Source organism: Marivivens donghaensis (genome assembly GCF_011806565.1).
Lineage (GTDB): Bacteria > Pseudomonadota > Alphaproteobacteria > Rhodobacterales > Rhodobacteraceae > Marivivens > Marivivens donghaensis_A.
In genome coordinates this window covers 38,055-62,432 of the sequence record NZ_JAATOP010000001.1, presented here as the reverse complement: position 1 = coordinate 62,432, position 24,378 = coordinate 38,055, and the positions used below count along the sequence as shown (strand labels likewise).

At 61.1% G+C, this 24,378-nt stretch carries 22 protein-coding genes; 8 read left to right on the top strand and 14 right to left on the bottom strand.

Annotated features, from left to right (window positions below; translation table 11 throughout):
• Positions 1–3 precede the first annotated feature (3 nt).
• From flgL to flgB, 11 genes are all read right to left on the bottom strand, one after another.
• Entirely contained in the window at positions 4–1,266 is a 1,263-nt protein-coding gene (flgL, locus tag HCZ30_RS00280; RefSeq protein WP_167635761.1) for a flagellar hook-associated protein FlgL, read from the bottom strand.
• A gap of 18 nt (positions 1,267–1,284) precedes the next feature.
• Entirely contained in the window at positions 1,285–5,382 is a 4,098-nt protein-coding gene (locus HCZ30_RS00275) for a FlgK family flagellar hook-associated protein (protein ID WP_167635760.1), read from the bottom strand.
• A 5-nt stretch (positions 5,383–5,387) separates the two neighbouring features.
• Positions 5,388–5,708, bottom strand: coding sequence for a rod-binding protein (locus tag HCZ30_RS00270; RefSeq protein WP_167635759.1), 321 nt, complete (start codon positions 5,706–5,708; stop codon positions 5,388–5,390).
• A gap of 9 nt (positions 5,709–5,717) precedes the next feature.
• Complete coding sequence (locus HCZ30_RS00265; protein WP_432442751.1) at positions 5,718–6,833, bottom strand: flagellar basal body P-ring protein FlgI; 1,116 nt, start codon at positions 6,831–6,833, stop codon at positions 5,718–5,720.
• The gene (locus tag HCZ30_RS00260; protein ID WP_167635757.1) at positions 6,833–7,495 is read right to left on the bottom strand and encodes a flagellar basal body L-ring protein FlgH; all 663 of its coding nucleotides are present in this window, start codon (positions 7,493–7,495) and stop codon (positions 6,833–6,835) included. The genes HCZ30_RS00265 and HCZ30_RS00260 overlap by 1 nt, the downstream gene beginning before the upstream one ends.
• An 11-nt stretch (positions 7,496–7,506) precedes the next feature.
• Entirely contained in the window at positions 7,507–8,295 is a 789-nt protein-coding gene (flgG, locus tag HCZ30_RS00255) for a flagellar basal-body rod protein FlgG (RefSeq protein ID WP_167635756.1), read from the bottom strand.
• Positions 8,296–8,370: 75 nt separating this feature from the next.
• Positions 8,371–9,129, bottom strand: coding sequence for a flagellar hook-basal body complex protein (locus HCZ30_RS00250; protein WP_167635755.1), 759 nt, complete (start codon positions 9,127–9,129; stop codon positions 8,371–8,373).
• Between the two features lie 27 nt (positions 9,130–9,156).
• Positions 9,157–10,437, bottom strand: coding sequence for a flagellar hook protein FlgE (locus HCZ30_RS00245; RefSeq protein ID WP_167635754.1), 1,281 nt, complete (start codon positions 10,435–10,437; stop codon positions 9,157–9,159).
• 23 nt (positions 10,438–10,460) lie between these two features.
• Positions 10,461–11,135 (bottom strand): flagellar hook assembly protein FlgD, encoded by a 675-nt coding sequence (locus tag HCZ30_RS00240; RefSeq protein WP_167635753.1) that lies wholly within the window; start codon positions 11,133–11,135, stop codon positions 10,461–10,463.
• Positions 11,136–11,146: 11 nt separating this feature from the next.
• Positions 11,147–11,563, bottom strand: a complete 417-nt coding sequence (gene flgC, locus HCZ30_RS00235) for a flagellar basal body rod protein FlgC (RefSeq protein ID WP_167635752.1) — start codon at positions 11,561–11,563, stop codon at positions 11,147–11,149.
• Positions 11,563–11,955, bottom strand: a complete 393-nt coding sequence (gene flgB / locus HCZ30_RS00230; protein WP_167635751.1) for a flagellar basal body rod protein FlgB — start codon at positions 11,953–11,955, stop codon at positions 11,563–11,565. The genes flgC and flgB overlap by 1 nt, the downstream gene beginning before the upstream one ends.
• A gap of 85 nt (positions 11,956–12,040) precedes the next feature.
• Between flgB and HCZ30_RS00225 the strand changes: the two genes are divergently transcribed.
• Positions 12,041–13,132 carry a hypothetical protein gene (locus HCZ30_RS00225; RefSeq protein ID WP_167635750.1) on the top strand — a complete coding sequence of 364 codons (1,092 nt, stop codon included), beginning with the start codon at positions 12,041–12,043 and terminating at the stop codon, positions 13,130–13,132.
• 66 nt (positions 13,133–13,198) lie between these two features.
• Here the strand turns inward: HCZ30_RS00225 and HCZ30_RS00220 are convergent, their stop codons facing one another.
• Entirely contained in the window at positions 13,199–13,801 is a 603-nt protein-coding gene (locus HCZ30_RS00220) for a response regulator transcription factor (protein ID WP_167635749.1), read from the bottom strand.
• 322 nt (positions 13,802–14,123) lie between these two features.
• Here HCZ30_RS00220 and HCZ30_RS00215 point away from each other — a divergent pair, with 322 nt between their 5' ends.
• The 5 genes from HCZ30_RS00215 to HCZ30_RS00195 all read left to right on the top strand — a co-directional run bounded on the left by HCZ30_RS00215 (position 14,124) and on the right by HCZ30_RS00195 (position 20,423).
• Complete coding sequence (locus tag HCZ30_RS00215; protein WP_167635748.1) at positions 14,124–14,651, top strand: molybdopterin-dependent oxidoreductase; 528 nt, start codon at positions 14,124–14,126, stop codon at positions 14,649–14,651.
• Between the two features lie 40 nt (positions 14,652–14,691).
• Positions 14,692–17,256 carry an ATP-binding protein gene (locus tag HCZ30_RS00210; protein WP_167635747.1) on the top strand — a complete coding sequence of 855 codons (2,565 nt, stop codon included), beginning with the start codon at positions 14,692–14,694 and terminating at the stop codon, positions 17,254–17,256.
• Between the two features lie 94 nt (positions 17,257–17,350).
• Complete coding sequence (locus HCZ30_RS00205) at positions 17,351–18,721, top strand: aspartate aminotransferase family protein (RefSeq protein ID WP_167635746.1); 1,371 nt, start codon at positions 17,351–17,353, stop codon at positions 18,719–18,721.
• A gap of 50 nt (positions 18,722–18,771) precedes the next feature.
• Entirely contained in the window at positions 18,772–19,467 is a 696-nt protein-coding gene (locus HCZ30_RS00200; protein WP_167635745.1) for a 2-dehydro-3-deoxygalactonokinase, read from the top strand.
• Positions 19,468–19,469: 2 nt separating this feature from the next.
• The gene (locus HCZ30_RS00195; RefSeq protein ID WP_167635744.1) at positions 19,470–20,423 is read left to right on the top strand and encodes an aldose epimerase family protein; all 954 of its coding nucleotides are present in this window, start codon (positions 19,470–19,472) and stop codon (positions 20,421–20,423) included.
• Here the strand turns inward: HCZ30_RS00195 and HCZ30_RS00190 are convergent.
• Together HCZ30_RS00190 and uraH are read right to left on the bottom strand one after the other, a co-directional pair.
• Positions 20,413–21,627 carry a urate hydroxylase PuuD gene (locus HCZ30_RS00190; RefSeq protein WP_167635743.1) on the bottom strand — a complete coding sequence of 405 codons (1,215 nt, stop codon included), beginning with the start codon at positions 21,625–21,627 and terminating at the stop codon, positions 20,413–20,415. The genes HCZ30_RS00195 and HCZ30_RS00190 overlap by 11 nt on opposite strands.
• Position 21,628: 1 nt before the next feature.
• A complete protein-coding gene (uraH, locus tag HCZ30_RS00185) occupies positions 21,629–21,988 on the bottom strand; it encodes a hydroxyisourate hydrolase (RefSeq protein WP_167635742.1) in 360 nt (119 codons plus the stop codon).
• A 141-nt stretch (positions 21,989–22,129) separates the two neighbouring features.
• Between uraH and puuE the strand changes: the two genes are divergently transcribed.
• Positions 22,130–23,542, top strand: coding sequence for an allantoinase PuuE (gene puuE, locus HCZ30_RS00180; RefSeq protein WP_167635741.1), 1,413 nt, complete (start codon positions 22,130–22,132; stop codon positions 23,540–23,542).
• Positions 23,539–24,354 (top strand): bifunctional allantoicase/(S)-ureidoglycine aminohydrolase, encoded by an 816-nt coding sequence (locus HCZ30_RS00175; RefSeq protein ID WP_167635740.1) that lies wholly within the window; start codon positions 23,539–23,541, stop codon positions 24,352–24,354. Before puuE ends, HCZ30_RS00175 begins: the two co-directional genes overlap by 4 nt.
• Positions 24,355–24,378: the final 24 nt, after the last annotated feature.

The window sequence follows — 24,378 nt, the reverse complement described above, 5'->3', positions numbered from 1 at the left end:
CACTCAGCGCAGGAAGTCGAAGAGCGAGGTCTGCGTGATCTTCACATAGGTCTGCTGCGACGCATCGCGGGTCAGCAGCAGGGTCTGTAATTCCGTCACCGCCTTCGCGATGTCGAGGTCTTCGAGCCCCGCAACCGCTTCGTCGATCCGCAACTGGCGGAAGTCGAGCGCCTCTTTCTGCGCGTCCACAGTTGCGCCCATTGCACCAACCTCGGCGCGCATGGCAGCGAAGTGACCGACGGCGGCCTGCACCTGCAACAGCATCGCGTCCGACGACATCGTCACCGCTTTGAGGAGTATCGGGTTTTTCCCAGGCTGGCCACGGAATTCGAGCTGCTGCAACGAACCGATGGGCCGCTGCGGGTTGTCGGAGCGCTTGAAGTTCGCAAGTTCGAACTCGCTTTCCGCGTTCAGGATGATGTCTTTGCCGTCTTCGGAGACCTCTGCGGTGACACCAGTCGTGGCGCTGTGCGCGTTGATGACGTCAACCATAGGCTGCGGCAGACCGGCCACCAGCTCCGCCTCGATATCGACCGAACCGTCCGGCCCGTTGATCGTCATGGAGAGCGTTTTGGTCGTGCGGTCGGCATCCAGAACCAGCTTGCCGCGTCCCGTGACGGCAATCGCGTCGTCGGCCTCGTACATGGTGGTGTCCATGCTATCGACCAGCTTGTCGACGATGCCGAACACGCTGGTACGGTCGCCCGCCAGAGGTGCGGTCATGAATAGCTCATCGCCATTGAGTCCGACCGCCATCGTCAGGGTTTCGGACAGACGCTGCGATGGACGCCCGCCATCGCCAATGTACTGGACACCGTCATTCGTCTCCTTGAATGCGGGCGCGGCGGAGTATCCGGCGAAAAGCGGCTGGCCCAGCGCATCGGTGCGGTTCGCAATCTCGACCAGCGAGGTGCGGAGGGTTTGCGCCTCTGTCCTGATACCTTGGATACCTTCGGCAGGCAGCGTGCTGTTGCCCGCTTGAATTGCCAGTTCGGTCAGGCGGCGCATGATGACTGCGGCATCCCCGATGGCTTGGTCCGACAGGCTGATCCGGCTTGCAGCCTGATCGGCTGCATTGGTGAAATGATCGAGCGCCGCGCGTTCTTCTTTCAGCGCGGAAAGCTGCGAGGCGCGCATCTGGTCGGCAGAGGCGCGCGGGTCGTTCTTGCCCGACGAAATCTGTGCCTGAAGATCCGACACCTTCGCCTGCACGCGGCTAAACGAGCGGGTGGCGAGGTCGGTGAAAAGCTGGTTACTGACCGTCATGGCGTCCTCTTTCCGGTGTTAAACGCGGATCGTGCTGAGAAGGGTATCGAAGAGATCGTTGGCGACCGCGAGGATCTGCGCGGAGGCCTGATAGGCTTGCTGGTTCTCGACCAGACGCGCGGCCTCGACATCGAGGTTCACGGAGGTCCGGTCGTCATAGACGCGCTCGGCGCTTTCGCGGGCCACGTCGGTCACGGAGACACGCGCCTTCGCGGCGGCGACGACCGCGCCTTTCTGGGCCTGAAGCGCTGCGAGGATACGGCCAAAGCCGCCCTTCCCCGTGGTCGGGTCTGCGCTGCGCAGGTCGGACATAGCGTTGATGTTGCGGCTATCCCCGACAAAGCCGGAGTTCGCGACGAGCGAGAAGCTATCGCCGTTTTCCGGCTGGCCCGTCATCGCGAATTGGATGTCGTTCAGGATCGCCGAATTGTTGGCGTCGAGCGATTTCTGCGCAATCGTGTGTCCGGTTTCATCGTCCACGAGCCGAACGGTGCCCGCGACGCTGTCAACGACCTCCACGCGGACCGAGGGCGGGAATTCCGAGACCTCTCCCGCCTCATATCCGCCTGCAAGGCGTAGCGGCGGCGCGCCGGTGATGAAGACGATCAGGTCCTCGTCCGGCAGGTCGGACAGGCTGATCCGTTGGGATGACAATGCAGAGACCGACATGTCCGCGTCGATTGCCGCGCCGTCCGTGGCGGTGAAGGTCAGGCTGTCGCGATCCACCTTCGCGCGCATTCCGAGAGTGGCAAAGCCTGCCGCCGTGCCGCCCGCCGTTTGCGGAATGCTGACGGGACCGACGCTGGCGTCGAATTCAAAGCTCAACTGCCCCGCGTTCATGTTCGCCGTACCGGGGAAGCCTGCGGGCAATGTCGCGCCAGCCGTCGAAACGCCGACCGTGTGGATCGTGCCGTCGACGTCAATGTCCATTGTGGATGGCAGGCCGCCCGCATCCATCGCGCCGCCTTGGATCGTGGTCGTCGCTCCAAGGCCAGCCGAAAGGCCAAACGCCGCCGCGCCCGAAGCTCCGGCAGGAACGCGCAGTGCTTCGCCGTTCAACGTGCCGTCATTGACGGTGATCTGGAGCTGGTTGGACGCATCGAAGTTGGCCGACAGGCGGCCCTCTTCCGGACCGGTGACCGTGATCGCGCCGCTCGCGCCCATGCGCAGAACGTACGCGTCCTCGCCCAGCATAACCGTTGTGCCAGCGCCCGTGACGGGAAGGGAGGCAACGGCTGCGCCAGTCAGCGACGATTGCGGCGCAGTCGCCCGCATTTCGGCGGCAAGGCCAGCGGCACCGCTCGCGCCGGTGTAGCTGACCGAAAGCCCGCGTACGTCGATGCTGTACTTCGCGTTCGGCGCCATGGCCGCGAGCCCGTCGAGGCTGCTCGCCCCGCCGTCCAGCGCATCGTCACCGGTAAAGGTGAAGGTCTGGACCGCTCCCGCTTGCCCATAGGATTGCGCGACAAGCCCGCCAATTAGCGGATCAACGTTCGACGCATACATCGTCGCGCCATAGCCGACGCCAAAGGCGCTCGGTGCTTCGATGGTGACATGGCCGGTGAAATTCACCGCGTCATTGCCAGCACCCAGTGTCACGGCATTGCCCGCAGGAAGGCCCTGATTATCGGCCTCCTGAATGGTCATCGTGCCGCCGCCGGAGTGGGCGAATTGCTCGATCTTGATATTCTCGCCGCCCTCGTGGACCAGCACGATGCGGTCACCGTTCGGCGACAGTTGCGCAGTGATGCCGGTCGAGCCAAGGCGGTCGTTGATCTCGTAGGCGAGCGTGTTCAGATCGCCATTCACCACAAGCGCAGAGATGTTCAGCGCGGCGGTGTTGTCGCCCTCAAGACGGAACGCGACGGTACCGTCGCCTGCGATTTGCAGGTCCAGCGCGGTGCGGGCCGAGGCGTTCATGCCTTCGACGCTATCGTTCAGCATCACAGCGGCACGCGCGGCGGACATGCCGGCGGACAGGTCGATGGCGAGGTCTTCGCCTTCGACATACGACAGTGTCAGTGTTTCGGGCGACGAAGCGCTACCGACACCAGGCGCGGCCCAGGTTTGCGGTGCAGCCAGCGGGACTTCGACAACGTGCGCACCCGGCAGGGTTTGCTGCGATACTGTCGCGCCGCGATAGCCGGTCGCGCCCTCGGGATAAAGGTAATCGTCGATGTAACTGGCCCCTGCGAGGAAGCCGTTTGCTTCGGTCAGCATGTTCGCCGCCGTTGCCGCATCAAGCGCCGTGCCTGCGATCTGCACGCCGTTGCGGGTGAAGACCTGCACGGTGCCGCCCGACGGTTCGGACAGTTGGCGCAGGCCGGAGACATTGCCCATCCCGCCCGACAGCGTTGCCGCCGCACCGAAGTCGCCATCGCCCAGCGCGAGGGTCAGAACCCCATCGGTGCCTGCCGCATGCACTCCGAAATCAGCAAGCGTTTCGCCCGCGCCAGTGGTCAGCGTGCCGTTGTTCAGTGCAGCCGCGAGGTCAGCGACAGTGGCTTGGCCCGCGAGGGTAAATGTCTGCGTCGTGCCGCTCGAAGTGAAGCTGAGCGATGACACCCCGCCGGCATCCGCATCGTTCAGAACAAAATCCATCGTGGACTGCTGGCCGAGCGCCGAGAGGGTCAGGCTCTTTGCCCCCGCAGGCACGTAGCCGACCACTCCGGCGGACAGAAGGCTCACCGCGTCCGCGCCGTTCGACGTGGCGGTCAATGTCGTGGCGAGGTCGTCAACGGCGGGCGTTGCAACAGGAACACGGGCCATCACGGCAGAGCCGGAGCCGAGATTCGATGCATCTGCGACAACCAGCGAGGACGCCGCCGCCGCGAATTGCTGCGGCTCGGTCAGGACCATCGCCATATCCACGGCGCGCCCCGAGACAGGCGTAATGGTGTAGCGATCACCGTTGGCGGGCGTGCCGCTGATCGTCAGCGTCAGACCGTCCATCACGAGGATATTCGCACCGCTGGCCAGCACATTACCATCCGCGTCTTGCGCCGTCCAAGTGCCTGCGGCATTGTCGCGTACCAGTTCGAACTGCGGAAGCTCCGCCGCCTGATTGCGGCCCGTGATAGTGAATTCGATGTAGGCCGTGCCGCGGTTGCCGGCAGAGGCGTCGGCAGTGAAGCCGATCATGTTGAACATCTCGCCGCCCACGTTGCCCTGCTGGTCGATCCCGCTGGCGTGGAGCGCGTTGATGTCCCGCGTCACCCGCCGCGCAAAGGCATCAAGCTGGATCATCGCTTCGTCCAGTGCGCCGATGGCGTTGCGGTAGCCCTGCATCAGGCCACCTGAAATCTGGGTACTCTGCTTGGTCTCCCCATCTCGGGTGATGTTGAGGCGCAGATCAGTATCGGCCTCCACCGCCACGGTCGACGCTTCCTCGTTGTCGGCCAGCATCGGCCCGCCGAGCGTATCGCCAAGGCGGACGACAGCGCGGCCGAACTGGTCGATCTGGGTGTTGGTGCCCGTGACCTCGGCAATGTCGTTGAGCAGACGGTCGCGCTCGTCGAACATCGGGTTGAGGCCGCCGTTTTCGTTGGTCGCGCCCGATAGTTCCAGTTGCAGTTTGGTCAGCTGGCTCAGCTTCTCGTTCAGGATGCCAACAGCGGTGTGTGCCTGAACCACAACGTCTTCGCGCAGTTTCAGAAGGCCCGTCGCAACATCGGCAATCGAAGTCGCCATCGCGCGGCCCGCTTCCAGCGACGACTGGCGCAGTGCGATGTCGGACGGATTGCCCGAAAGCGTCGACAGCGAACTGAAAAACCCGTCGAGGCCCTTCGCGATACCGCCCGTGGTCGGCATGAAGAGGTCTTCGATGGCGAAAGTCACGTCTGCGAACGCCTCGGCGGAGCTGAACGCGCTGGCGGTGGAGCGGACGCGCTCAGACAGGAACGCGTCATAGGAGCGGCGTACGTCATCGACGATCACGCCCTGCCCGCCCGAGTTCTTGGACACGGCAGACATCTTGCCGCCGCGCACTTCGTGGATCTGGATATCTCGGCGGGTGTAGCCGTCGGTGTCAGCGTTTGCGATGTTTTCACCGGTGGTGGTCAGCGCGGCGCGATACGCCATAACTGCGCTGGTGCCGATATCGAGGAGATTGGGCATCTACATCACCCCTTATAGCGCACGAGCGGCGAAAGCTGGCGGACAACGGCATCCGCGATACCGAGGTTCGAACTGCCCGAAACGGCTTCGGAAATTTTCATGTCGAACAGGCTCTGGGCAGAGCGGACGGCGCTGCTGCTGGTGAGGTCGTCGGCGAAAGCCTCGGTGCGTGCCGATTTCAGCATCGTGTTGATGAAGATGGCTTCGAAGCCTTCAGCTGCGGCGCGGAGTTCATCCCGCGCCGCAGCCTCCCCATCCTGCGCGCTCTGCACGAAGCGGCCGGAATCTGCTGAAACCATGAACTGACGGACTGCACTGACTTCCATGATACTACCTCAGATGACGACGAGTTCTGCCCGCAGGGCCCCTGCTTCGCGCAGGGCTTCGAGGATCGCGACCAGATCACCAGGTGCGGCGCCAACTGCGTTGATGGCATCCACGAGCGAGGCCAGCGAAACGCCCGGATCAAAGAGGAAGGCCTTGGCCGGATCCTGATTGAGGTAAAGCTGGCTATCGGGGGTGATGGTCGGCTGCCCAGGGGCGATGACCGTCTGATTATCGTTCATTGTGACGGTGGCGTTCTGATCGACGTTAAAGTCTTCGTTGATCTGCACCGTCAGACCGCCATGCGTTACGGCGGCGGGTGTGACGAGGACTTCGCCACCGATGACAACCGTGCCTGTACGGCTGTTCACCACGACCTTCGCCGCCGGAGCGTCGGGGGTCACTTGGATATTCTCGATCAGGCCCATGAAGGATACGCGCTGATCAAGGTCGACGGGCGCACGCACCTGAATGGACGTGCCGTCGAGCGCGACAGCCACACCGCCGCCGAACACATTGTTGATCGCTTCGGCCACGTTTGCGGCGGTCGAAAAGTCACTGCGGTTCAGGTTCAGGATGAGGCTTTCGGCGTTCTGGAACGGGCTTTCGACCATGCGTTCGACCGTACCGCCGTTCGGCACGCGGCCCACGGTTGGGATATTCACGGTGAGCGACGAGCCGTCCTCTGCCGACAGACCCATGCCGCCGACGATGAGGTTGCCCTGCGCGATGGCGTAAATCTCTCCATCCGCGCCCATAAGAGGGGTCATCAGAAGCGTGCCGCCCTTGAGCGACTCCGCTGCGCCGACGGTGGACACGGTGACGTCGATCTCCTGGCCCTCCTTGAGGAACGCGCCAAGCTCGGCCGTCACCATCACAGCGGCGGCGTTGGATGCGTCGATGTCACCGACCTCCACAGCCAGACCCATGCGGGACAGCATCGACTGCATGGATTGCAGCGTCAGACCGCTGTCACCGTCACCCGTGCCGGACAGGCCCACGACCACGCCGTAGCCGACCAGCGGGTTGGAGCGGACGCCGGCCACCGTGGCCATGTCCTTGATCCGGTCAGCCGTGGCCGTCGTCGCTGCGACCAGAAGGCCGAGGGACAGGAGGACCGCACGGATCATAGCGGGGAAACCGTGTTCAGGCCGCGACGCAGCCAGCCCGGACGGGCGGCATCGGCGCTATCGCCTGCGCCAACATATTCGATGCGGGCGTTCGCGATGCGGTCGGACGGAACAACGTTATCAGGGCCGATATCTTCGGGACGGACAACGCCTGTGATGCGGATGTATTCAGCGCCGGAGTTCAGCGTCAGACGCTTTTCGCCCATGATCTCCAGCATACCGCCGGGAAGCTGGCGCACGACCTGAACGGTCATGCGACCACGGAGCGAATTCGACTGGTTGGCCGAGCCGTTGCCGTTGAAACTTTGCGTCGTGCCGTTGGTCAGCAGCGCGTCGTCGAAGCCGCCGGTCAGGATGTTCGGCAGGTCCATCTGGTAGCTGGAGCTGCGGGCCGACGTGGCCGTGAGCGACTGCGACGCGGTGAAGCGTTCGCTGAGCTCCACGGTCAGCACATCGCCGATCTGGGCGGCGCGGCGGTCCTGAACGAACAAGCCTTGCGCGCTCGTCGAATAGATGCTGCCGGTCGGTTGACGCTCGGCCTGATACATCGGTTCTTGCAGATAAACCGGCTCGTAGTTCTGGGACTCGACTTCCTGAACGTAGGTCGAACATGCCGTGGTGAGAGTGAGTGCAGCGAGAATGGGGAGAGCTTTTTTCATCGTGTGTCCTATCAGAGCTTGTTGGACATGAAGCGCAGCATTTCGTCCGCTGCGGAGATGGACTTGGAGTTGATTTCGTAGGCGCGCTGGGTCTCGATCATGTCGACGAGTTCCTGCACGACGTTCACGTTCGAGCTTTCGAGCATACCTTGCGCGATAGACCCCGTGCCGTCCTCAATGGGGGCGGTCACGATCGGCTGGCCCGATGCGACGGTCTCCACGAGGAAGTTTTCACCGATCGGCTCAAGGCCGCGCGGGTTAGCGAAATTTGCCAGAGTGATCTGGCCAATTTCATCCATTTCGGTCTCGCCCGGCATCAGCACTTTGACGACGCCGTCGTTGGAGACGCTGATCTGGGTGACGCCGGTCGGGATCTGGATTTCGGGCTGGACGACATAACCGCTCGCGGTGGTCAGCGTACCTTCGGAGTTCATCGAGAAAGCACCGTCGCGGGTGTACCCGATACGGCCGTCCGGCATCAGAACCTGAAAAAAGCCCGTACCCTGAACCGCGAGGTCAAGGGCGTTGCCCGTGTCGGCAAGTGCGCCTTGGGTGTAGAGCTTATCGGTCGAAACCACACGGACACCCGTACCGACGGCAAGTGCGCTGGTGAGCTGTGTGTCGGTGGAGGTCTGGTCACCGCCGGGGCGGGAGACCTGATAAAGCAGGGTTTCGAAGTTGGCTCGGTCCCGCTTGAAACCGGTCGTGTTCACGTTCGCGAGGTTGTTCGCGATGACCTGAAGACGGGTTTGTTGTGCGTTCAAGCCTGTCTTGGCAACGTGCATTGCGCTGGTGGACATTTGCGGCTCCTTCCGGGGTTCCTTATTCACCCGTTAAGCTGCAAACCCCGTGCCACCTCGGGGATCAGGCCAAGATTATTCGGGCGCGCGCATCAGTGTTGCGCCGGCCTCGTCAAGTGTCTTGGCCGTTTCGATCATCTTGGTGTTCATCTCGAATCCGCGCTGTTGGTCAATAAGGGCGATTAGTTCCTCGGTCGCGTTGACGTTGGAGCTTTCGATGACGCCCTGACGGATCGAGGCGCCTTGGTTCGCAACGGGCATCTGCCCGTCAAGCGGACGGATCAAACCGTCGAGCCCTTTGACCAGAACCTGATTGGGATCGGGGGACACGGTTGCGATCAGGGCGACCAATTGGGTCTGCCCCTGAGGCGCATCAACGGGTTCGATCAGCAGCTCACCCGCTTCGGTGATCTGCATGTTACGGTAGGGCGGAAGGACAATCGGGTTCATCGCCTGATCGAGGATCAGTTCGTTCGCACCGTTTACCAGCTGCCCAACCCCGTCGGTACGTAAATCGCCGCGGCGGGTCAGGCCCGGCTCGCCGTTACCTTCTTTGACGTAGAAGTAACCGTCCTCACTGATTGCGATGTCGAACGGGTCGCCCGTCTGCTCCAGATTTCCGACGTCTTCAAGGAATGCGCCGTGCTGCGTAGTCGACTGGAAATAACGGACGTTGAACGAGTCGTAACCGTCGACAACAACCGAGTGGTCCTGGATCGAGAGGTCGCGGCGATACCCCGGCACATTCATGTTGGCCAAGTTCTGCGCCGTGATCGCCTGCATGTCCTTCACGGACTGCATCGAGTTAGCGAGAGTATGTACCATACGATCCATGACGGGGCCTCCGGTTCAAATCAGCGATTAGCTACGGATGTTCATGACCGACTGCATGAGCGAGGAGGACGTCTCCATCGCCTTTGCGTTGGCCTGATAATTGCGCTGCGCGGTGAGCAGATGGACAAGCTCTTCGGTCAGGTCGACGTTAGAACGTTCGAGCATACCTGATTGAAGCTGGCCCAGACCCTTTTCACCTGGTGCCGAATGGACCGGCTGACCGGAGTCGGCAGCGGCGCGGAATGATGCGTTACCTGTCTGGCGCAGACCCTGCGGGTTCGAGAAGGTGGCGAGAGCAACGCGGCCCAGCGCCATGCGGTTGTCGGTGCCGTAGTTGGCCCAGATCACGCCGCCGTCGTCGATTTCGAGGTTCGACAGACCAAGCGGGCCGGTGCCGTTGTGATTGACCGACTCCATCGCGAAGGGCTGGTCCTGCATCATCGAACCCGCAACGCTGACGGTGTAATCAACGCCGCCGACACCGAATTCGAGGTCGCCTTGGGTGTCGACCAGCTCACCGGCCACGTCGAAAGTGAAGGTGGTCGGGTTTAGCGCGTCAGCGGCGGGAACTTCGTTACCATCGACGAACAGACGCATTTCGTATTCGGTCGTCTCGTCCGCCACATCGGGGTTGCGGGTCTTGATGTAATAAGCGCGCGCCTCGACGGCGTTGCCCTGTTCGTCCGACATCGGAACAGGCGTACTGAACGCGAAAGAGGTCGGGTCGGCTGCGTCGAACGGATTGGTCGGCGGAACGGCGTCCTGCTGACCAAGCATATCGTCACCGCTCGGCATACGCATTTGCAGCGAAAGCTCGTCCGTGGGCTGGGTCGTGCCAGCCACAAGCGGAACGTCGACCGGAGCCAGCGCGCCGTCTTCCATCGACAGGACAGTGCCGTCGTTGGCCACCGGCCACGCGAGCATCGGGCGGCCCGAGGAGTCCGCGATACGGTTGGTGGAGTCCAGCCTGAAGCCGCCGTTGCGGGTGTAAACAACCTCGGTCGGCTGATCATTCACATCAAGCTGCGGCGCGACGGTGAAGAAACCCGGTCCCTGGATCGCGAGGTCGAGGGTTTGACCCGTGGCGACAAAGTTGCCCTGATCGAACTGGACCGCCACGCGGCTCATGTGGGTACCCGAACCGACGACGGTCTGAAAACTGTCCATCGGGTTGGTGTAATAGTCATCGACGAACTCGGCGCGGCTCTTGCGGAACGCATTGGTGTTCACGTTGGCGATGTTGTGCGAGGTGGTCGAGATGTCCTGCTGGGCGGCGATCAGCCCGGACAGGGCGGTGGTCATGCTCATGGTTTATACTCCGAGGCTGATTGTTAGCGGAAAGCGGTGACTTCGAGGGTGTCGAGGGCTCCGTAGTCCTCGAGCTGTAGGGTGATGTTGGTGGAGCTGGGTCCGCCGATGGCGGATTTGACCTGCGCGTAGACGGAGGTCGGTACAGAAACGGTTCCGGCTTCGGTATCCGCGACAACTGTGATGCGGACCTGACCGTGGTTGGCGACGATGTCTTCCGGAACGTTGTCCCAGTCGAATGCGACCTGACCCGGCGATTGCGCACCGAGGACTTGGGTGTAGAGCACACCGCCCGTCGTCGCGTCGTTGTAGCTGACGAGCACTTCGCTGGCTGCGGACTCGAGGTTGGCCATGCCGTGAATGCCGCCGTCCGATCCCGGACGCGCGACGTTGCCATCGACCAGAACCGACTTGCCAAGGAGGCTTGCAGCGGTCTGGACCTGAGACTGGCTCATCGTGTTGGCGAGGCCCTCGATGCCCGAGTTCACGCGCTCGATGCCATCGACGGTGGAGAACTGCGCCATCTGTGACAGGAACTCCGCGTTGTCCATCGGGGACATCGGGTCCTGATTGGTCAGCTGCGCGGTCAGCAGCTTGAGGAAATCCTCCTGCCCGAGGACAGCGCCTGCTTCCTTGTCGGTCTGAACGACGCCCTGACGGTTGAGGCTAAACGGGTCGACTGAAGAAATCTCGGTCATCTGTCAGTTCCTTATTTGCCCATCGCCATCGTGCGGGACATCAGGGTCCGCATCGTGGAGACAGCTTCGAGGACGTTCTGGTACTGACGGCTGGCTTCCAGCATATCGACCATCTCTTCTTCGGTGTTGACGGTCGAGGCGTAAACGAAACCGTTTTCGTCGGCCTGCGGGTGATCGGGGCGGAACAGCGCCTTAGGCTCGCGGTCCAGCGCTTTGACCTCGGTCGCACGCACGGTGGCGAGCGAATTGAGACCCGCGTGCCCTTTGGCGTACTCCGTTTCGAACACGGGGCGGATCGCGTGGTATGCCTCTTCGGGCGTCGATCCGAGCGAGCTGGCATTCGCGAGGTTCGATGCGGTGGCATTCATCCGCACCATTTGCGCGGACATCGCCATTTTGCCGACATCGAAGACGTTGAAGTTAGCCATTATTCACCTCCATTGATGACACGCATCAGCCCGCCGACGCGGCGGTTCAGGAATTCGAGGCTGGACTGGTAACGGACGGAGTTCTCGGCAAATTCCATTTGCTCGACCGCCATATCGACTGTGTTGCCGTCCAACGAGGGAACAACTGGTACTCGGTAACCGGGGGATGTGTCCGCGACGGACCCGATGCCCAAGTGACGGTCATGCGAGGTCTTCATGGCACCCGAACCATGCGTTTGCATGGCGAGCTGCTGCTCGAAGTCGAAGTCACGCGCCTTGTAGCCGGGAGTGGCTGCGTTCGCGATGTTCGACGTCAGCAGGGAGTTGCGTGCATTGCGCAGAACGAGCGCCTCTGCATGAACTCCTAAACCTTCTCTGATGCCTGTCGTCATATTGAGTATCCGGTCTTTGTGCGGAGAACCCGCTATTGCGGAGATGTGTGCAAACCGCGTGCCAACCTGCGTTCGAGGGAAATGAATGGCCAAAGAGCAGTACATGCCCCAGCCGGCTTCGATGAAGAAAGCCGTGCGCGCCATCCTGCGAAAAGCAGGAGAGGTCGAGGACGTGAACGCGGTCGAGACCCTTTGGGAAATGCACGACAAGACCAAGGATCATCTGGAGCGCCGCACCATGCGCGCTGTCCTGATGAACCTGATGGTCAACGATCCGCCGAAGCCGAAAGCCAAGCCCGCGCCGAAACCTGCGCCCGAGCCGGAGCCGGAACCCGAAATCATCGAAGAACCGGTGATCGAAGAACCGGCTCCGCCCCCCGCCTCCAAGAAGGCGGGCAAAAAGGCGCAGATGATGTCGATGGACCTCAGCGACGTGACCATGATGCTGCAATTCGGCGGCGGTGACGACGAAGAAGGCGGCGACGAGGATGAGGACGAAGAAGACGTTGCCTTCGGTGATGATGAAGCCCCGACCGAAGACGTCGCCTTCGACAGCGACGACAGCACAAGCGAAGATGCCGCGTTTTTGTCGGACGATGATGCGCCCAAGCCCGACGCCGCCTTTGCCGAGGACGACGCCGCAGCGATGTTCGCGCAGCTTGGCGACGACGACGCGTCCGGAACACCCTCACCCGTTATCACTGAGGGCGATGCCCCCTCGGACGAGGAAGTCGCTGCTGACGTCGCCGCCGAACTAGAGCGTGATCTGTCCACCGATCAGGAAGAAAGCGCCGAAGAACAGCCCGCTTTCGAAGCAACCGGCATCCAAGCCAAGGAGTCCTTCGAACCTGGTGCGGTTGTCTTCCCTGAAGATGACAGCGCGGAGGTTGATGCTGACGCTGCCGAAGAAGTGTCCGAAGACGCGCCCGTCGTTGAGGAAGAGGCTCCGGCCGAAGACGACACCCCTGCCGAAACGGCGGAAGAGGACGCAGTCCCCGAGGAAGCGCCCGAAGAACCTGCCGCAGCGCCTCAGGAAGAAACGGCGAAGCGGACCGATAGCAAGGTGCTCCAGTCCAAGCCCAAGAAGAACCAAGGGCCGGATCTGTCCGCTCTGGGTGATAGTTCGCTCTTCGACTCGCTGGGCGGCGGGTTCGGCGACATGGACGAGATGGAATAAAAAAGGGAGGCGACCGGTAATGGTCGACCTCCCCATTCAGCGTGAGTGGCGCTTATTCTTGTGCAATCAGACCAGATTGCGGTCCCGTGCGATCATTGCAGCCTGAGTACGGTTGCGTGCTTCGAGCTTGCGGCTCAGGGTTTTGACGTGGAGTTTCACAGTGACTTCCTGAAGATCGAGGTCCCGTGCGATTTCCTTGTTCGATTTACCGTCGCAGATACCGCGAAGCACATCGGTTTCGCGTTTGGTCAGCAGACCGTCGCCGGCAGCCGGAGCCTCCTGCATGAAACCGAACGGCGCGTAGGTTTCGCCGGCAGCCATGAAGCGGATCGCCGTAACCATCGACTTCGACGCGAGGGTCTTCGGCACGAAACCGGCAGCACCGGCTTTGAGGGCTGCGTCGGCAACGTCGCGGGTGGCGGTTCCCGAAATTAGCGCCACTGGGCGATCGTCATTAGCCTGACGCATCTTCGTGAGACCTTCGAGGCCGTTCATACCGGGCATATTGTAATCGAGGAGAACCACATCGAAGCTACCCGTGTTGTCGGCTTCGGCGATAGCTTCATCGAGCGTTGCGGCAGTACGTACCTCGACGACGCCCTCATTGAGCAGGTAGGCCGCAATGGTCTCCCGAACGAGGTCGTGGTCATCAGCAATAAGTACACGCATAAAGGGCTCCGTTTCTCTTTTGTTGAACCCGCTACGCTCAACAGGTGTGGGTTCCGAACTGTTTACGCTTTCAGGCGCGTTAGCATTTCCTTGAATATACATCGGACGAGTTCCTCACCTTTTCACATCACCTGTCGTCATGAAAAGGAACTTAGAACACAACCGTACGCTGAGACAGCATGCCCAATGTATACCCATTCGCGCAATGGCAGAAGTATACTATACGAACGTATATTCGGTTATTCGTTTGCCTTGGTGACCCCTATGCCTAATGATGCCAACAAGTCAGGTAGATACCATATTTCCTGAGAAGGGGGCCCCTATGCAGGCGAACATACCGACTCGCGGCAGCGTCGTCGCTGCTGTACTTTTCTTGACGTCCACGCTCGCTATTTCCGCGAATGCAGACGAACTGGCTCGCCCTGAGGGTGACATCATCCTAACGGTAAGCGGTAATATCGCCCACACCAACGGTGACGGCATCGCCGAATTCGACATGGAAATGCTTGAAGAGATCGGCGCGACCTCTTTCGACACGGCGACTATCTGGACGGATGGCGTACAGACCTTCACTGGTGTCGAGATGCGCACCCTGCTGGATTATCTTGGCGCCGAGGGCAGCACCGTCCGCGCGACCGCGATCAACGACTACGCTGTCGATATCCCGAATGACGAAATCGAAGAAGGTGCCGAACTGGTCGCCTATGCACGCAATGGCGAACCGATGAGCGTGCGCGATAAAGGGCCGCTTTGGGTTGTGTATCCTTTTGATAGCTCGCCAGAGCTACAGACCGAAGTAAAGTACTCTCGCAGTATCTGGCAAATGGACCGTATCGAAGTCCTCGAATAACATCGGCCAGCACCCATCAACTGACGGGTAGAAAAGGACCGTGGAAAACCAAGACCCAGCGTCGCAAGCACCCCTAAGGTGGACCAAGATCGGCATCCTTGCTGCCGTTCTTTCGGTGTGCCTTATCGCGATCGCGCTGCTGGGCTTCGAGGTCAGTCGCAAAATGCGCGAGCAGGCGACCGCCGGGTCGGACAACATCCAGTGGACGCTTGCGCAGCTCGAGGTCGAATTCCTGCGGCTCGAAGGCGAGGTCGACATGGCAGTTACGATGGACGATCTGTCCGACGTTCGCCGCAAATTCGATATCTTTTACAGCAGGATAGACACGTTCCGCCGCGGCACGGTGTACAGCCAGCTACGGGACCAGCCGGATTTCAACGACCTGCTGATGGAGGTGGCCAGCGGCCTCGATGCGCTGATTCCCATCATCGACTCGCCCGACAGCCAGCTAATGGCAAATCTTGGCCCGCTGCGGACCCAACTGACCCAGATGGAGCCTCCTGTCAGGGCCATCACACTCAGCGGTCTCGACTACTTTGCGTTGAAGTCTGATGAAAGCCGCGAAGAGGTCTCGCTGACCCTCATGCGGGTCGCCGCGCTGACCATCGCGCTGGTGATCGCGCTTGTCATCGTGTCCATCGTCCTGTTCCAGCTTTACCGCGTGGCCCAGCGCAATGCCGAAGAGGTCCGCACCGCCTCCGCACGCCTCGCTGCGATGGTGTCAGGCACGCTCGATGCGGTCATTGTGATCAACGCCGACGGTCTGATCGTCGAATATAACGGTGCCGCAGAGTATATCTTCGGCTATTCCCGCGAAGAGGTCATGAACCAGCCGATGGTCGACCTTATCATTCCGGTCGAATATCGCCGCCGCCATCTGAACGGCATGAAGCGTCACCTGACCGAGGGCATTTCCACGGTTGTCGGCCACGGGCGCCATCAGTTCTTTGGCCTGCGCAAGAACGGCGAGGTCTTCCCCTGCGAATTCTCCATTTCCCGCGCCCAGTCGGCATCGGGCCTGCTGTTTGTCTCGTTCCTGCGTGACACGTCCAGCCAGGTCGCTGCCGAAACCGAGCTGATGAAGGCCCGCGACGAAGCACTCGCCGGCGAACGCGCCCGCGCCGAGTTCATGGCCGTCATGAGCCACGAGATGCGTACACCGCTGAACGGTATGCTCGGCACGATGGAGTTAATGGGCGACACACCCCTCACCCAACGGCAGCGCGACTACCTGAAAATCATGGAAACCTCTGGCCGCCTGCTGCTGCACCACGTCAACGACGTGCTCGACATCGCCCGTCTGGAAACTGGCAGCTCGGACATCGAACGCCGCCCGTTCGACCTCTACAACGTCATTTCCGAAGTCGTCGACGGCCAGCGCGCTATCGCGACCCGCAACAGAACGATGGTGGAAATCGACCTCGATGCCATTGGACATCCGACTGTCCTCGGCGATCAACAGCGGTTGCGTCAGGTCCTTCTGAACCTCACTTCCAACGCGATCAAGTTTACCCGCGACGGCGTTGTCCGCATCGAAGCGGAGCGTCTGGGCGACAGCGATATCCTCGAATTCCGCGTCATCGACACCGGCATCGGCATCCCCGAAGACAAGCTCGAGAAAATCTTCGACGACTTCATCACGCTTGATGCATCCTATTCGCGTGAATTCGGCGGTACCGGGCTTGGCCTCGGCATAGCGCGGCGTCTCGTCAATTCGATGGAAGGCGCAATCGGGGTTGAGAGTGAAATCGGCGATGGCAGCCTGTTTTGGTTCCGCCTGCCCATGCCGATCCTGTCGTCCGCGCCGCCGCCACAGTTATTCAGCGAACCGGCGAAGGATACCGCCAAGGGACTGTCCTCGCTGGATATTCTGGTGGTTGAAGATAACCAGATCAACCAGTTGGTGGTCGAGGAAATGCTGACCAAGGAAGGTCATCGCGTCACGCTGGCCAACGATGGTGAGGAAGGTGTCGCTGCGGCGGCACTTCGCCGTTATGAAGTCATCCTCATGGATATCTCCATGCCGCGCATGGACGGCATCGAAGCCTGCCGCCGTATTCGCGCGGGTGACGGGCGGTCCAAAGACAGCCGCATCATTGCCCTGACCGCACACGCGCTGCCCTCCGACCTAGAGAAATTCGAGGATGCAGGCATGAACGATGTGCTGGTGAAGCCGATTTCGCGTAACAAGCTGTCGAAGATCCTCGACATCAAGCACGCGGAGCAAGCACCGAAGCCCGCCGCCCCTGTCCCATCCGCGACCATCGACGAAACCGTGGTCAGCAGTCTATTCACTGACCTTGGTGCGGAGCGCGGCAACAAGCTCCTCGGCTCATTCCTTGCCGAAACCGATCGTGTAGTTGGCGAACTTGTGACGGAGCCGGAAGAGCAGGACAGCGACCTCATCGCCAAGATCCACAAGCTTGCGGGTTCCGCTTCGCTCTTCGGGACAATCGCGCTCGGTGACGAATTGCGGACGCTGGAAACGATGGGCAAGAGCGGTCAAGCGCCCGAGATGCGTGACCGCCTGCCCGAGATTGAGGCAATCTGGTCCGAAACGCAGGAAGCATTGAACGCGTTCGCAGCAAATTCGGGTGCCGCCTGACCCGCGCTGCGCCGCCTCGCTTGACGTAGCGAGGATTTCTCGATCAATTGATCAAAAATTCGCCCTAAGGGCCTCTCCAACAGTCGAGGTTTCCATGAACACTCACGTCAACGATCCAGCCGCGCTTATCGAAGCCGACCGCGCGCACGTCTGGCACCACCTTGTGCAGCATAAGCCGTTTGAAACGATTGATCCGCAGATCATCGTCGAAGGCAAAGGCATGCGTGTCTGGGACCTCAACGGCAAAGAGCACCTTGATGCCGTGTCCGGCGGCGTATGGACCGTCAACGTCGGCTATGGCCGCACCGAGATCGCCGATGCAGTCCGCGACCAGCTCGTAAAGATGTGCTACTTCGCAGGCGCCAAAGGCACGATCCCCGGCGCGACCTTCGCCGAGCGCCTCATCGGCAAGATGCCGGGTCTGGACCGCGTTTACTACGCGAACTCCGGTTCCGAGGCGAACGAGAAGGCGTTCAAAATGGTTCGCCAGATTTCGGCGAAGCATTATGGCGGCAAGAAATCCAAGATTCTTTACCGCGACCGCGACTACCACGGCACCACGATTGCCTGCCTCTCCGCCGGTGGCCAGAAGGAGCGTAACGTTCAATACGGCCCGTTCGCGCCCGGTTTCATCGAGGTGCCGCACTGCCTTGAATACCAGTCCACCGACCGCGGCGAGGGTTATGCAGAACGCGCCGTCAAAGCCATCGAGGACGTGATCCTGCGCGAGGGCGCTGACGAGATCGGCGCGCTTTGCCTTGAGCCGATCACCGCAGGCGGCGGCATCATCGTTCCGCCCAAAGGCTATTGGGAAGGCGTTCAGGAGCTTTGCAAGAAGTACGACATCCTCCTGCACATCGACGAAGTTGTCTGCGGCCTCGGCCGTACCGGCACGTGGTTCGGCTACCAGCAGTTCGGCGTACAGCCCGATATCGTCACCATGGCGAAGGGTGTTGCCTCTGGCTACGCGGCGATTTCGTGCTGCGTCACCACCAACCGCGTGTTCGACATGTTCAAGGACGACACCGACAAGCTCGGATACTTCCGTGACATCTCCACCTTCGGTGGCTGCACCGCCGGTCCGACCGCTGCGCTGGTCAACATGGAGATCATCGAGAACGAGAAGCTCTGCGAGAACTCGACCAAGATGGGCGAGCGTTTCCAGAACAACCTTCTGGAGCTGATGGACAAGCACAAGTGCATCGGTGAAGTCCGCGGCATGGGTCTATTCCAAGGCGCCGAGCTCGTGCTCGACCGCGAGACCCGCGAACCGATGGACGAAAAGCGCGTCATGGGCGTCGTGGCCGACTGCCTCCAGCAGGGTGTGATCATCGGCGCATCGAACCGTTCGATGCCGGGCTTCAACAATACACTCCTGTTCGCTCCCGCGCTGATCGCGACCGAAAGCGACGTAGACGAAATCACAGCTGCCGTCGACGCCGCGCTAACCCGCGTGATGGCCTAAGCCTTTCACTCTCGCCCCGTTCGTGTTTCAAACGGGGCGAGAGGTGACTTATGCAATGGATCGCAATTGACCTGACCGCGCAGCGCGCGTGGCTCATGGACGGTGAAAACGTATTGGACGAACGACGCGGCGCGACGCCTGCCGCGCTTGTCGGTGACTGGCCCGGCCCGCAAATCATCGCGGGAATGCCAGACGCCAAAGAGGCCCAGACGCCCTGCAAGGTGCTGCCCGTCGGCGGCGCATTCCCCACGATCAAACAGGCCAGCCCTGCGCAACGACTGCCACATGCCGCTGCGGTTGCGGGCTTCCTCGATCAGCACGACGACTGGGACGGCATCGTCTGCCTTGTCGGTCCGGAGGTTCATTGGGTGCATGTCAGCGCAGGCGAGATCGTGAGCTTCGCGACCTCTGTGACCCCCGCCCTCGCGCCGACCGATTGGACCGCCGACGATTTCGACCGTGGTTTCGAACGCGGCTCCGACCGTCCTGAATGGCTGCTGCACCTTCTGGCTTCGGCTCAGGCTGCTGGCGCGCCGGATGGCGAAGTGCTTGGCCTGCTGGTCGGTGCCGACCTCAAAGCGGCAAGACCCTATGTTCTCGGCCAACAAGTTGCAGTCATAGGCGATAGCCCTCTTGTGTCCGCCTACGTTCGCGCATTGAAATCGCAGGGCACACCCGTCACCGAACACGGTGATACGACGCTGCGCGGATTTATCGCGCTCTACCGGAAACTCGCGGAGACCTGAGAATGAAGTTTGCTACCCTGCCCGATGGCCGCGATGTCGAGCGCCATACGATTTCGAACGGCGATCTGTCGGCGAGTTTCCTGACCTACGGCGCGATCCTGCACGAGGTGCGTCTGGCGGGGCTCGACTACAATCTCACACTGAACTCGGACAACCTCGAAGACTACTACGTCAAGATGAAGTACTACGGCGCCCTCATCGGTCCCGTCGGCAATCGCATCAAAGGCGCCCGTGCGCGCCTCAACGGGATCGAGCATATGCTGACCCCGAACGAGGGTCGCAACACGCTGCATTCCGCCGAGGCGGGCAGCTTTTGCAAGCTCTGGACGCTGGAAGAATTGACCGATAGCTCCATCACCCTGTCCGTGACACTGCCCGACGGCGACGCGGGCTTCCCCGGCAACCAGCGTGTTCTGGCCCACTACAGCATCGAAGCCGACAACGTCCTGCGGCTGGAGTTGACCGTCACCACAGACGAGGACGCGTGGGTGAACGTGGTGAACCACGCCTATTGGAACCTCAGCGGCGAGAAGGACATCACCAACCATAAAATGCAGATCGCGGCGCGCCAGTATCTGCCCGTTGACGATGAAACCCTTCCGACCGAACCGACCGATGTCGAAGGCACTCTGTTCGACTTCCGCGAACTGCGTCCGGTCGTACCGGGCGAGCCGGACCTCGACCACAATTTCTGCCTGTCGCGCATCAAGTTGGACATGCGGGAGGTGATGACGCTTCAGGGCGGTGATGTGACGATGAAGATTGCGACCGATGCACCCGGTCTTCAGGTCTACGATGGCCGTGATACCGACGCGCAGGGCTTTGCCCCCTACGCCGGTCTCGCGCTGGAGCCGCAATACTGGCCGAACGCACCGCACGAGCCGACTTTCCCCAAGATCGTGCTCAAGGCAGGCGGTGTGTGGACGCAGGAGAGCGAGTGGCGTTTCAGCCGTTGACGCTCTCGAACCACTTCACGATTTCTGCGCGGTCTTCGGGCAGGATGTAGGACGCAGAGGGCGGAGGCATGGCATGGCTCCGCCCTGCTTGCAGGTAGATCTGCTTGGCGTGGATGGCGACCTGTTCGGGGATTTCCAGCATCACGCCCTTCGGCGGCACCGCGATCCCCGGCCAGCCCGGTTCGGCGGCGTGGCACATCGAACAGTTGCCCATCACGATGTTGACCACGTCATCGAACCCTTCGGCAGCCGAGTATTTGTGCGCGGTCTGCGAAAGCGCGGCGTCCTCTTGGTATTCCCAGCGCGACAGCGACGACACCCAGATGATCAGCACGAACAGGATCGCAGTCACGGCCAGCGTCCAACCCGGCTTGCCCTTGCGGGCGTGCATCGAGTTGAAGAAGTGACGGATTGTGACCCCCATCAGGAACACCAGCGACGCGACGACCCAGTTGTATTCGGTGCCGAATGCCATCGGGTAATGGTTCGACAGCATCAGGAAGATCACAGGCAGCGTCAGGTAGTTGTTGTGGGTCGAGCGCTGCTTGGCGATCTTGCCGTACTTCGGATCGGGTTTGCGCCCCGCGATGAGGTCGGCCACCACGATTTTCTGGTTCGGGATGATGATGAAAAACACGTTGGCCGACATGATCGTCGCGGTGAACGCACCAAGGTGCAGCAGCGCAGCGCGGCCGGTGAACACCTGATTGTAGCCCCACGCCATCGCCACGAGGATCACGTAGAGCAGGATCATCAGGCGGGTGTTGTTGTCGCCGAATTTGGTCTTGCAGAGCTGGTCATACATCACCCAGCCAAGACCGAGCGACGCCATCGAAATCACAGCGCCTTGCCAGACAGGGATATCCAGCTTGTTCGGGTCGATCAGAAAGAGGTCGCCGCCGAGGTAGTAGACCACGAACAGCATCGCGAAGCCCGACAGCCACGTCGAATAGCTCTCCCATTTGAACCACACGAGGTCGGAGGGCATCTGCTCGGGCGCAACGAGGTACTTCTGGATGTGGTAGAACCCGCCGCCGTGGACCTGCCATTCTTCGCCGTCAGCACCTGTCGCCAGATTGCGGTCGCGGTGGAGGCCAAGGTCGAGCGCGATGAAATAGAAGGACGAACCGATCCACGCCACAGCCGTAATGACGTGGGTCCAACGGACGGCAAATTCGATCCAGTCTAGCAGAATCGGGTTCATCTCAGCTCCCGCGGTAGGTGGAGTAGCCGAACGGCGAGACCAGAAGCGGCACATGATAGTGCGCCATCGGATCGCTCATACCGAAGCGGATCGGAACGACATCGAGAAAGAACGGCTCAGGGAATTCCTGTCCGGTCGCTTTCAGATAGGCGCCGACACGAAATTCCAGCTCGTAGGTTCCTGCCTTGAATTCTTCCTTGGGAAGGATCGGCCCATCGGTCCGGCCATCGTCGTTGGTGAACTTGTAGCCGATGTGAAACCGCTGGCTCCCATCAAAGCGGAAGAGGTCGATCATCATTCCGGCTGCGGGCATTCCGCGTGCAGTATCCAGAACATGGGTCGTTAAATAGCCGCCCGGCATTGATTACTCCGTTATCATTTGTGATCAACGTGCCGCATTCATTGGCACAATGTCGATGCGTGTTGTGATCAACCGCACGTCACTTGCCAAACTTTGCCTTTCACAACACCATAAATTTGACCAAACGCTCAAGAGGCAAGCATGAACCGATATCCGCGCAATATGATCGGCCACGGGCCGGACGCGCCAGATGCCAAATGGCCCGGTGGGGCCAAAGTCGCCATCAGCCTTGTTCTGAACTACGAAGAAGGCGGCGAGAACTGCATTCTGCACGGTGACGGACAGTCCGAGGCCTTTCTTTCCGACATCGCGGGTGCGGCGCAGTGGCCGGGTCAGCGCCACTGGAACATGGAATCGATTTACGAATATGGCGCGCGCGCCGGTTTCTGGCGCTTGCACCAGTTGTTCACCGAACGGGATATCCCCGTGACGATCTACGGCGTCGCCACCGCCCTCGCCCGCAGCCCCGAACAGGTGGCCGCGATGAAGAACGCTGGCTGGGAAATCGCATCCCACGGCCTCAAGTGGGTCGAACACAAGGACATGCCCGAGGAGGAGGAGCGCAGCCAGATTGCCGAAGCGGTGCGCCTGCATACCGAAGTCGTCGGCACTCCGCCGACCGGTTGGTACACGGGCCGCTGTTCGCTCAACACTGTGCGCCTCACCGCCGAACTGGGCCTGCCGTGGATCAGCGACACCTACGACGACGACCTGCCCTACTGGCTCGAAGCGGGCGACCGCGATCAGTTGGTGATCCCCTACACTCTCGAAGCCAATGACATGCGCTTCGCGACAGCACCCGGCTACATCACGGGCGAGCAGTTCTATCAGTACCTCAAGGACGCCTTCGACGTGCTCTATGCCGAGGGCGAAGCGGGCCGTGCCAAGATGATGAGCGTCGGCCTTCATTGCCGCCTGATCGGCCGTCCGGGCAAGATGGCGGGCCTCAAGAAGTTCCTCGACTACGTTGCGCAGTTCGATGACGTCTGGTTCCCCCGCCGCATCGACATCGCGAACCACTGGGCCGAACATCACCCGCACGTCCGCTATGACCGTCCGACCGAGATGGACAAGGATATGTTCGTCAGCACCTACGGCAGCATCTTCGAGCATTCGCCGTGGATCGCCGAACGTGCATATGATCTGGAGCTTGGCCCCGCGCACGATCGCGCGGTTGGGCTGCACAACGCGCTCTGCCGTATGTTCCGCTCGGCTACCGATGACGAAAAGATGGGCGTTCTGACCGCACACCCCGACCTTGCGGGCAAGCTCGCTGCCGCAAAGCGCCTCACCGCCGACAGCACCTCCGAACAGGCGAGCGCCGGCCTCGATGCGCTAACCGACGGAGAACGCGAGGAATTTACCCGATTGAATACCGCCTATACGGAAAAGCACGGCTTCCCGTTCATCATTGCCGTGCGTGATCACGACAAGGCGGGTATTCTGAACGCATTCAAAGAGCGCGTCTCGAACGACACCGAAACCGAAATAAAAACGGCTTGCGGACAGGTCGAACGGATCGCGCTGCACCGACTGAAAGCACTATTGCCATGACCTACGCTTTCCCGCCCGGCGGGATGCCCCCGCTGACCGAAGATCCGGCCTCGAATGGTGCGCACTTCACCGAAAGCTACGCGGTCATTCCCGCGTCCACCATGCGCGACATTACGTCGAGCTTGCTGCCGAACTGGGTCAAAACGCGCTGCTGGATTATCGCCCGCCCGATGACCGGCTTTGCCGAGACCTTCGCCCAGTACGCCGTCGAAATCGAGCCGAACGGCGGGAGCGACAAACCAGAGCCGGACCGCGATGCCGAGGGCGTTCTCTTTATCGCCGAAGGCAAGATGGAGATCATCATCGCAGGCGAGACCCACGTCGTCGGCGCGGGCGGCTATGTCTATTGTCCGCCCGCGACGCGCTGGACGTTACGCAATGCGAGCGACGAAATGCTGCGGTTCCACTGGATCCGGCGTCGCTACGTTCACGTCGACGGCTACGATAATCCGCGCCCATTCGTCACATCCGACGCAGAGCAGCCTGTCCACTGGATGCCCGGTACGGACAAATGGGGTACCACCCGTTTTGTTTCACCCGACGATCTGCGCCACGACATGCACGTCAACATCGTCACCTTCAAACCGGGAGGCCAGATTCCGTTCGCAGAAACGCATGTGATGGAGCACGGGCTCTATGTTTTGCAAGGAACGGCCAAATATCTGCTCAACGAACGCTGGGTAGACGTCGGTCCGGGCGATTTTATGTGGCTTCGCGCCTTCTGTCCGCAGGCTTGTATTGCAACTGGTGATGTTCCCTTTAGATATTTGCTGTATAAGGACGTTAATCGTCATCCTTCTTTGACGCTCTGAAGGGTGGCTATTGGTGGTCGTGCC

Bases quoted from the DNA above. Each gene is read 5' to 3' on its own strand.
- flgL (WP_167635761.1), bottom strand. From the start codon at position 1,266: ATGACGGTCAGTAACCAGCTTTTCACCGACCTCGCCACCCGCTCGTTT.
- HCZ30_RS00275 (WP_167635760.1), bottom strand. From the start codon at position 5,382: ATGCCCAATCTCCTCGATATCGGCACCAGCGCAGTTATGGCGTATCGC.
- HCZ30_RS00270 (WP_167635759.1), bottom strand. From the start codon at position 5,708: ATGGAAGTCAGTGCAGTCCGTCAGTTCATGGTTTCAGCAGATTCCGGC.
- HCZ30_RS00260 (WP_167635757.1), bottom strand. From the start codon at position 7,495: ATGAAAAAAGCTCTCCCCATTCTCGCTGCACTCACTCTCACCACGGCA.
- flgG (WP_167635756.1), bottom strand. From the start codon at position 8,295: ATGTCCACCAGCGCAATGCACGTTGCCAAGACAGGCTTGAACGCACAA.
- HCZ30_RS00250 (WP_167635755.1), bottom strand. From the start codon at position 9,129: ATGGATCGTATGGTACATACTCTCGCTAACTCGATGCAGTCCGTGAAG.
- HCZ30_RS00245 (WP_167635754.1), bottom strand. From the start codon at position 10,437: ATGAGCATGACCACCGCCCTGTCCGGGCTGATCGCCGCCCAGCAGGAC.
- HCZ30_RS00240 (WP_167635753.1), bottom strand. From the start codon at position 11,135: ATGACCGAGATTTCTTCAGTCGACCCGTTTAGCCTCAACCGTCAGGGC.
- flgC (WP_167635752.1), bottom strand. From the start codon at position 11,563: ATGGCTAACTTCAACGTCTTCGATGTCGGCAAAATGGCGATGTCCGCG.
- flgB (WP_167635751.1), bottom strand. From the start codon at position 11,955: ATGACGACAGGCATCAGAGAAGGTTTAGGAGTTCATGCAGAGGCGCTC.
- HCZ30_RS00225 (WP_167635750.1), top strand. From the start codon at position 12,041: ATGGCCAAAGAGCAGTACATGCCCCAGCCGGCTTCGATGAAGAAAGCC.
- HCZ30_RS00220 (WP_167635749.1), bottom strand. From the start codon at position 13,801: ATGCGTGTACTTATTGCTGATGACCACGACCTCGTTCGGGAGACCATT.
- HCZ30_RS00215 (WP_167635748.1), top strand. From the start codon at position 14,124: ATGCAGGCGAACATACCGACTCGCGGCAGCGTCGTCGCTGCTGTACTT.
- HCZ30_RS00205 (WP_167635746.1), top strand. From the start codon at position 17,351: ATGAACACTCACGTCAACGATCCAGCCGCGCTTATCGAAGCCGACCGC.
- HCZ30_RS00200 (WP_167635745.1), top strand. From the start codon at position 18,772: ATGCAATGGATCGCAATTGACCTGACCGCGCAGCGCGCGTGGCTCATG.
- HCZ30_RS00195 (WP_167635744.1), top strand. From the start codon at position 19,470: ATGAAGTTTGCTACCCTGCCCGATGGCCGCGATGTCGAGCGCCATACG.
- HCZ30_RS00190 (WP_167635743.1), bottom strand. From the start codon at position 21,627: ATGAACCCGATTCTGCTAGACTGGATCGAATTTGCCGTCCGTTGGACC.
- uraH (WP_167635742.1), bottom strand. From the start codon at position 21,988: ATGCCGGGCGGCTATTTAACGACCCATGTTCTGGATACTGCACGCGGA.
- puuE (WP_167635741.1), top strand. From the start codon at position 22,130: ATGAACCGATATCCGCGCAATATGATCGGCCACGGGCCGGACGCGCCA.
- HCZ30_RS00175 (WP_167635740.1), top strand. From the start codon at position 23,539: ATGACCTACGCTTTCCCGCCCGGCGGGATGCCCCCGCTGACCGAAGAT.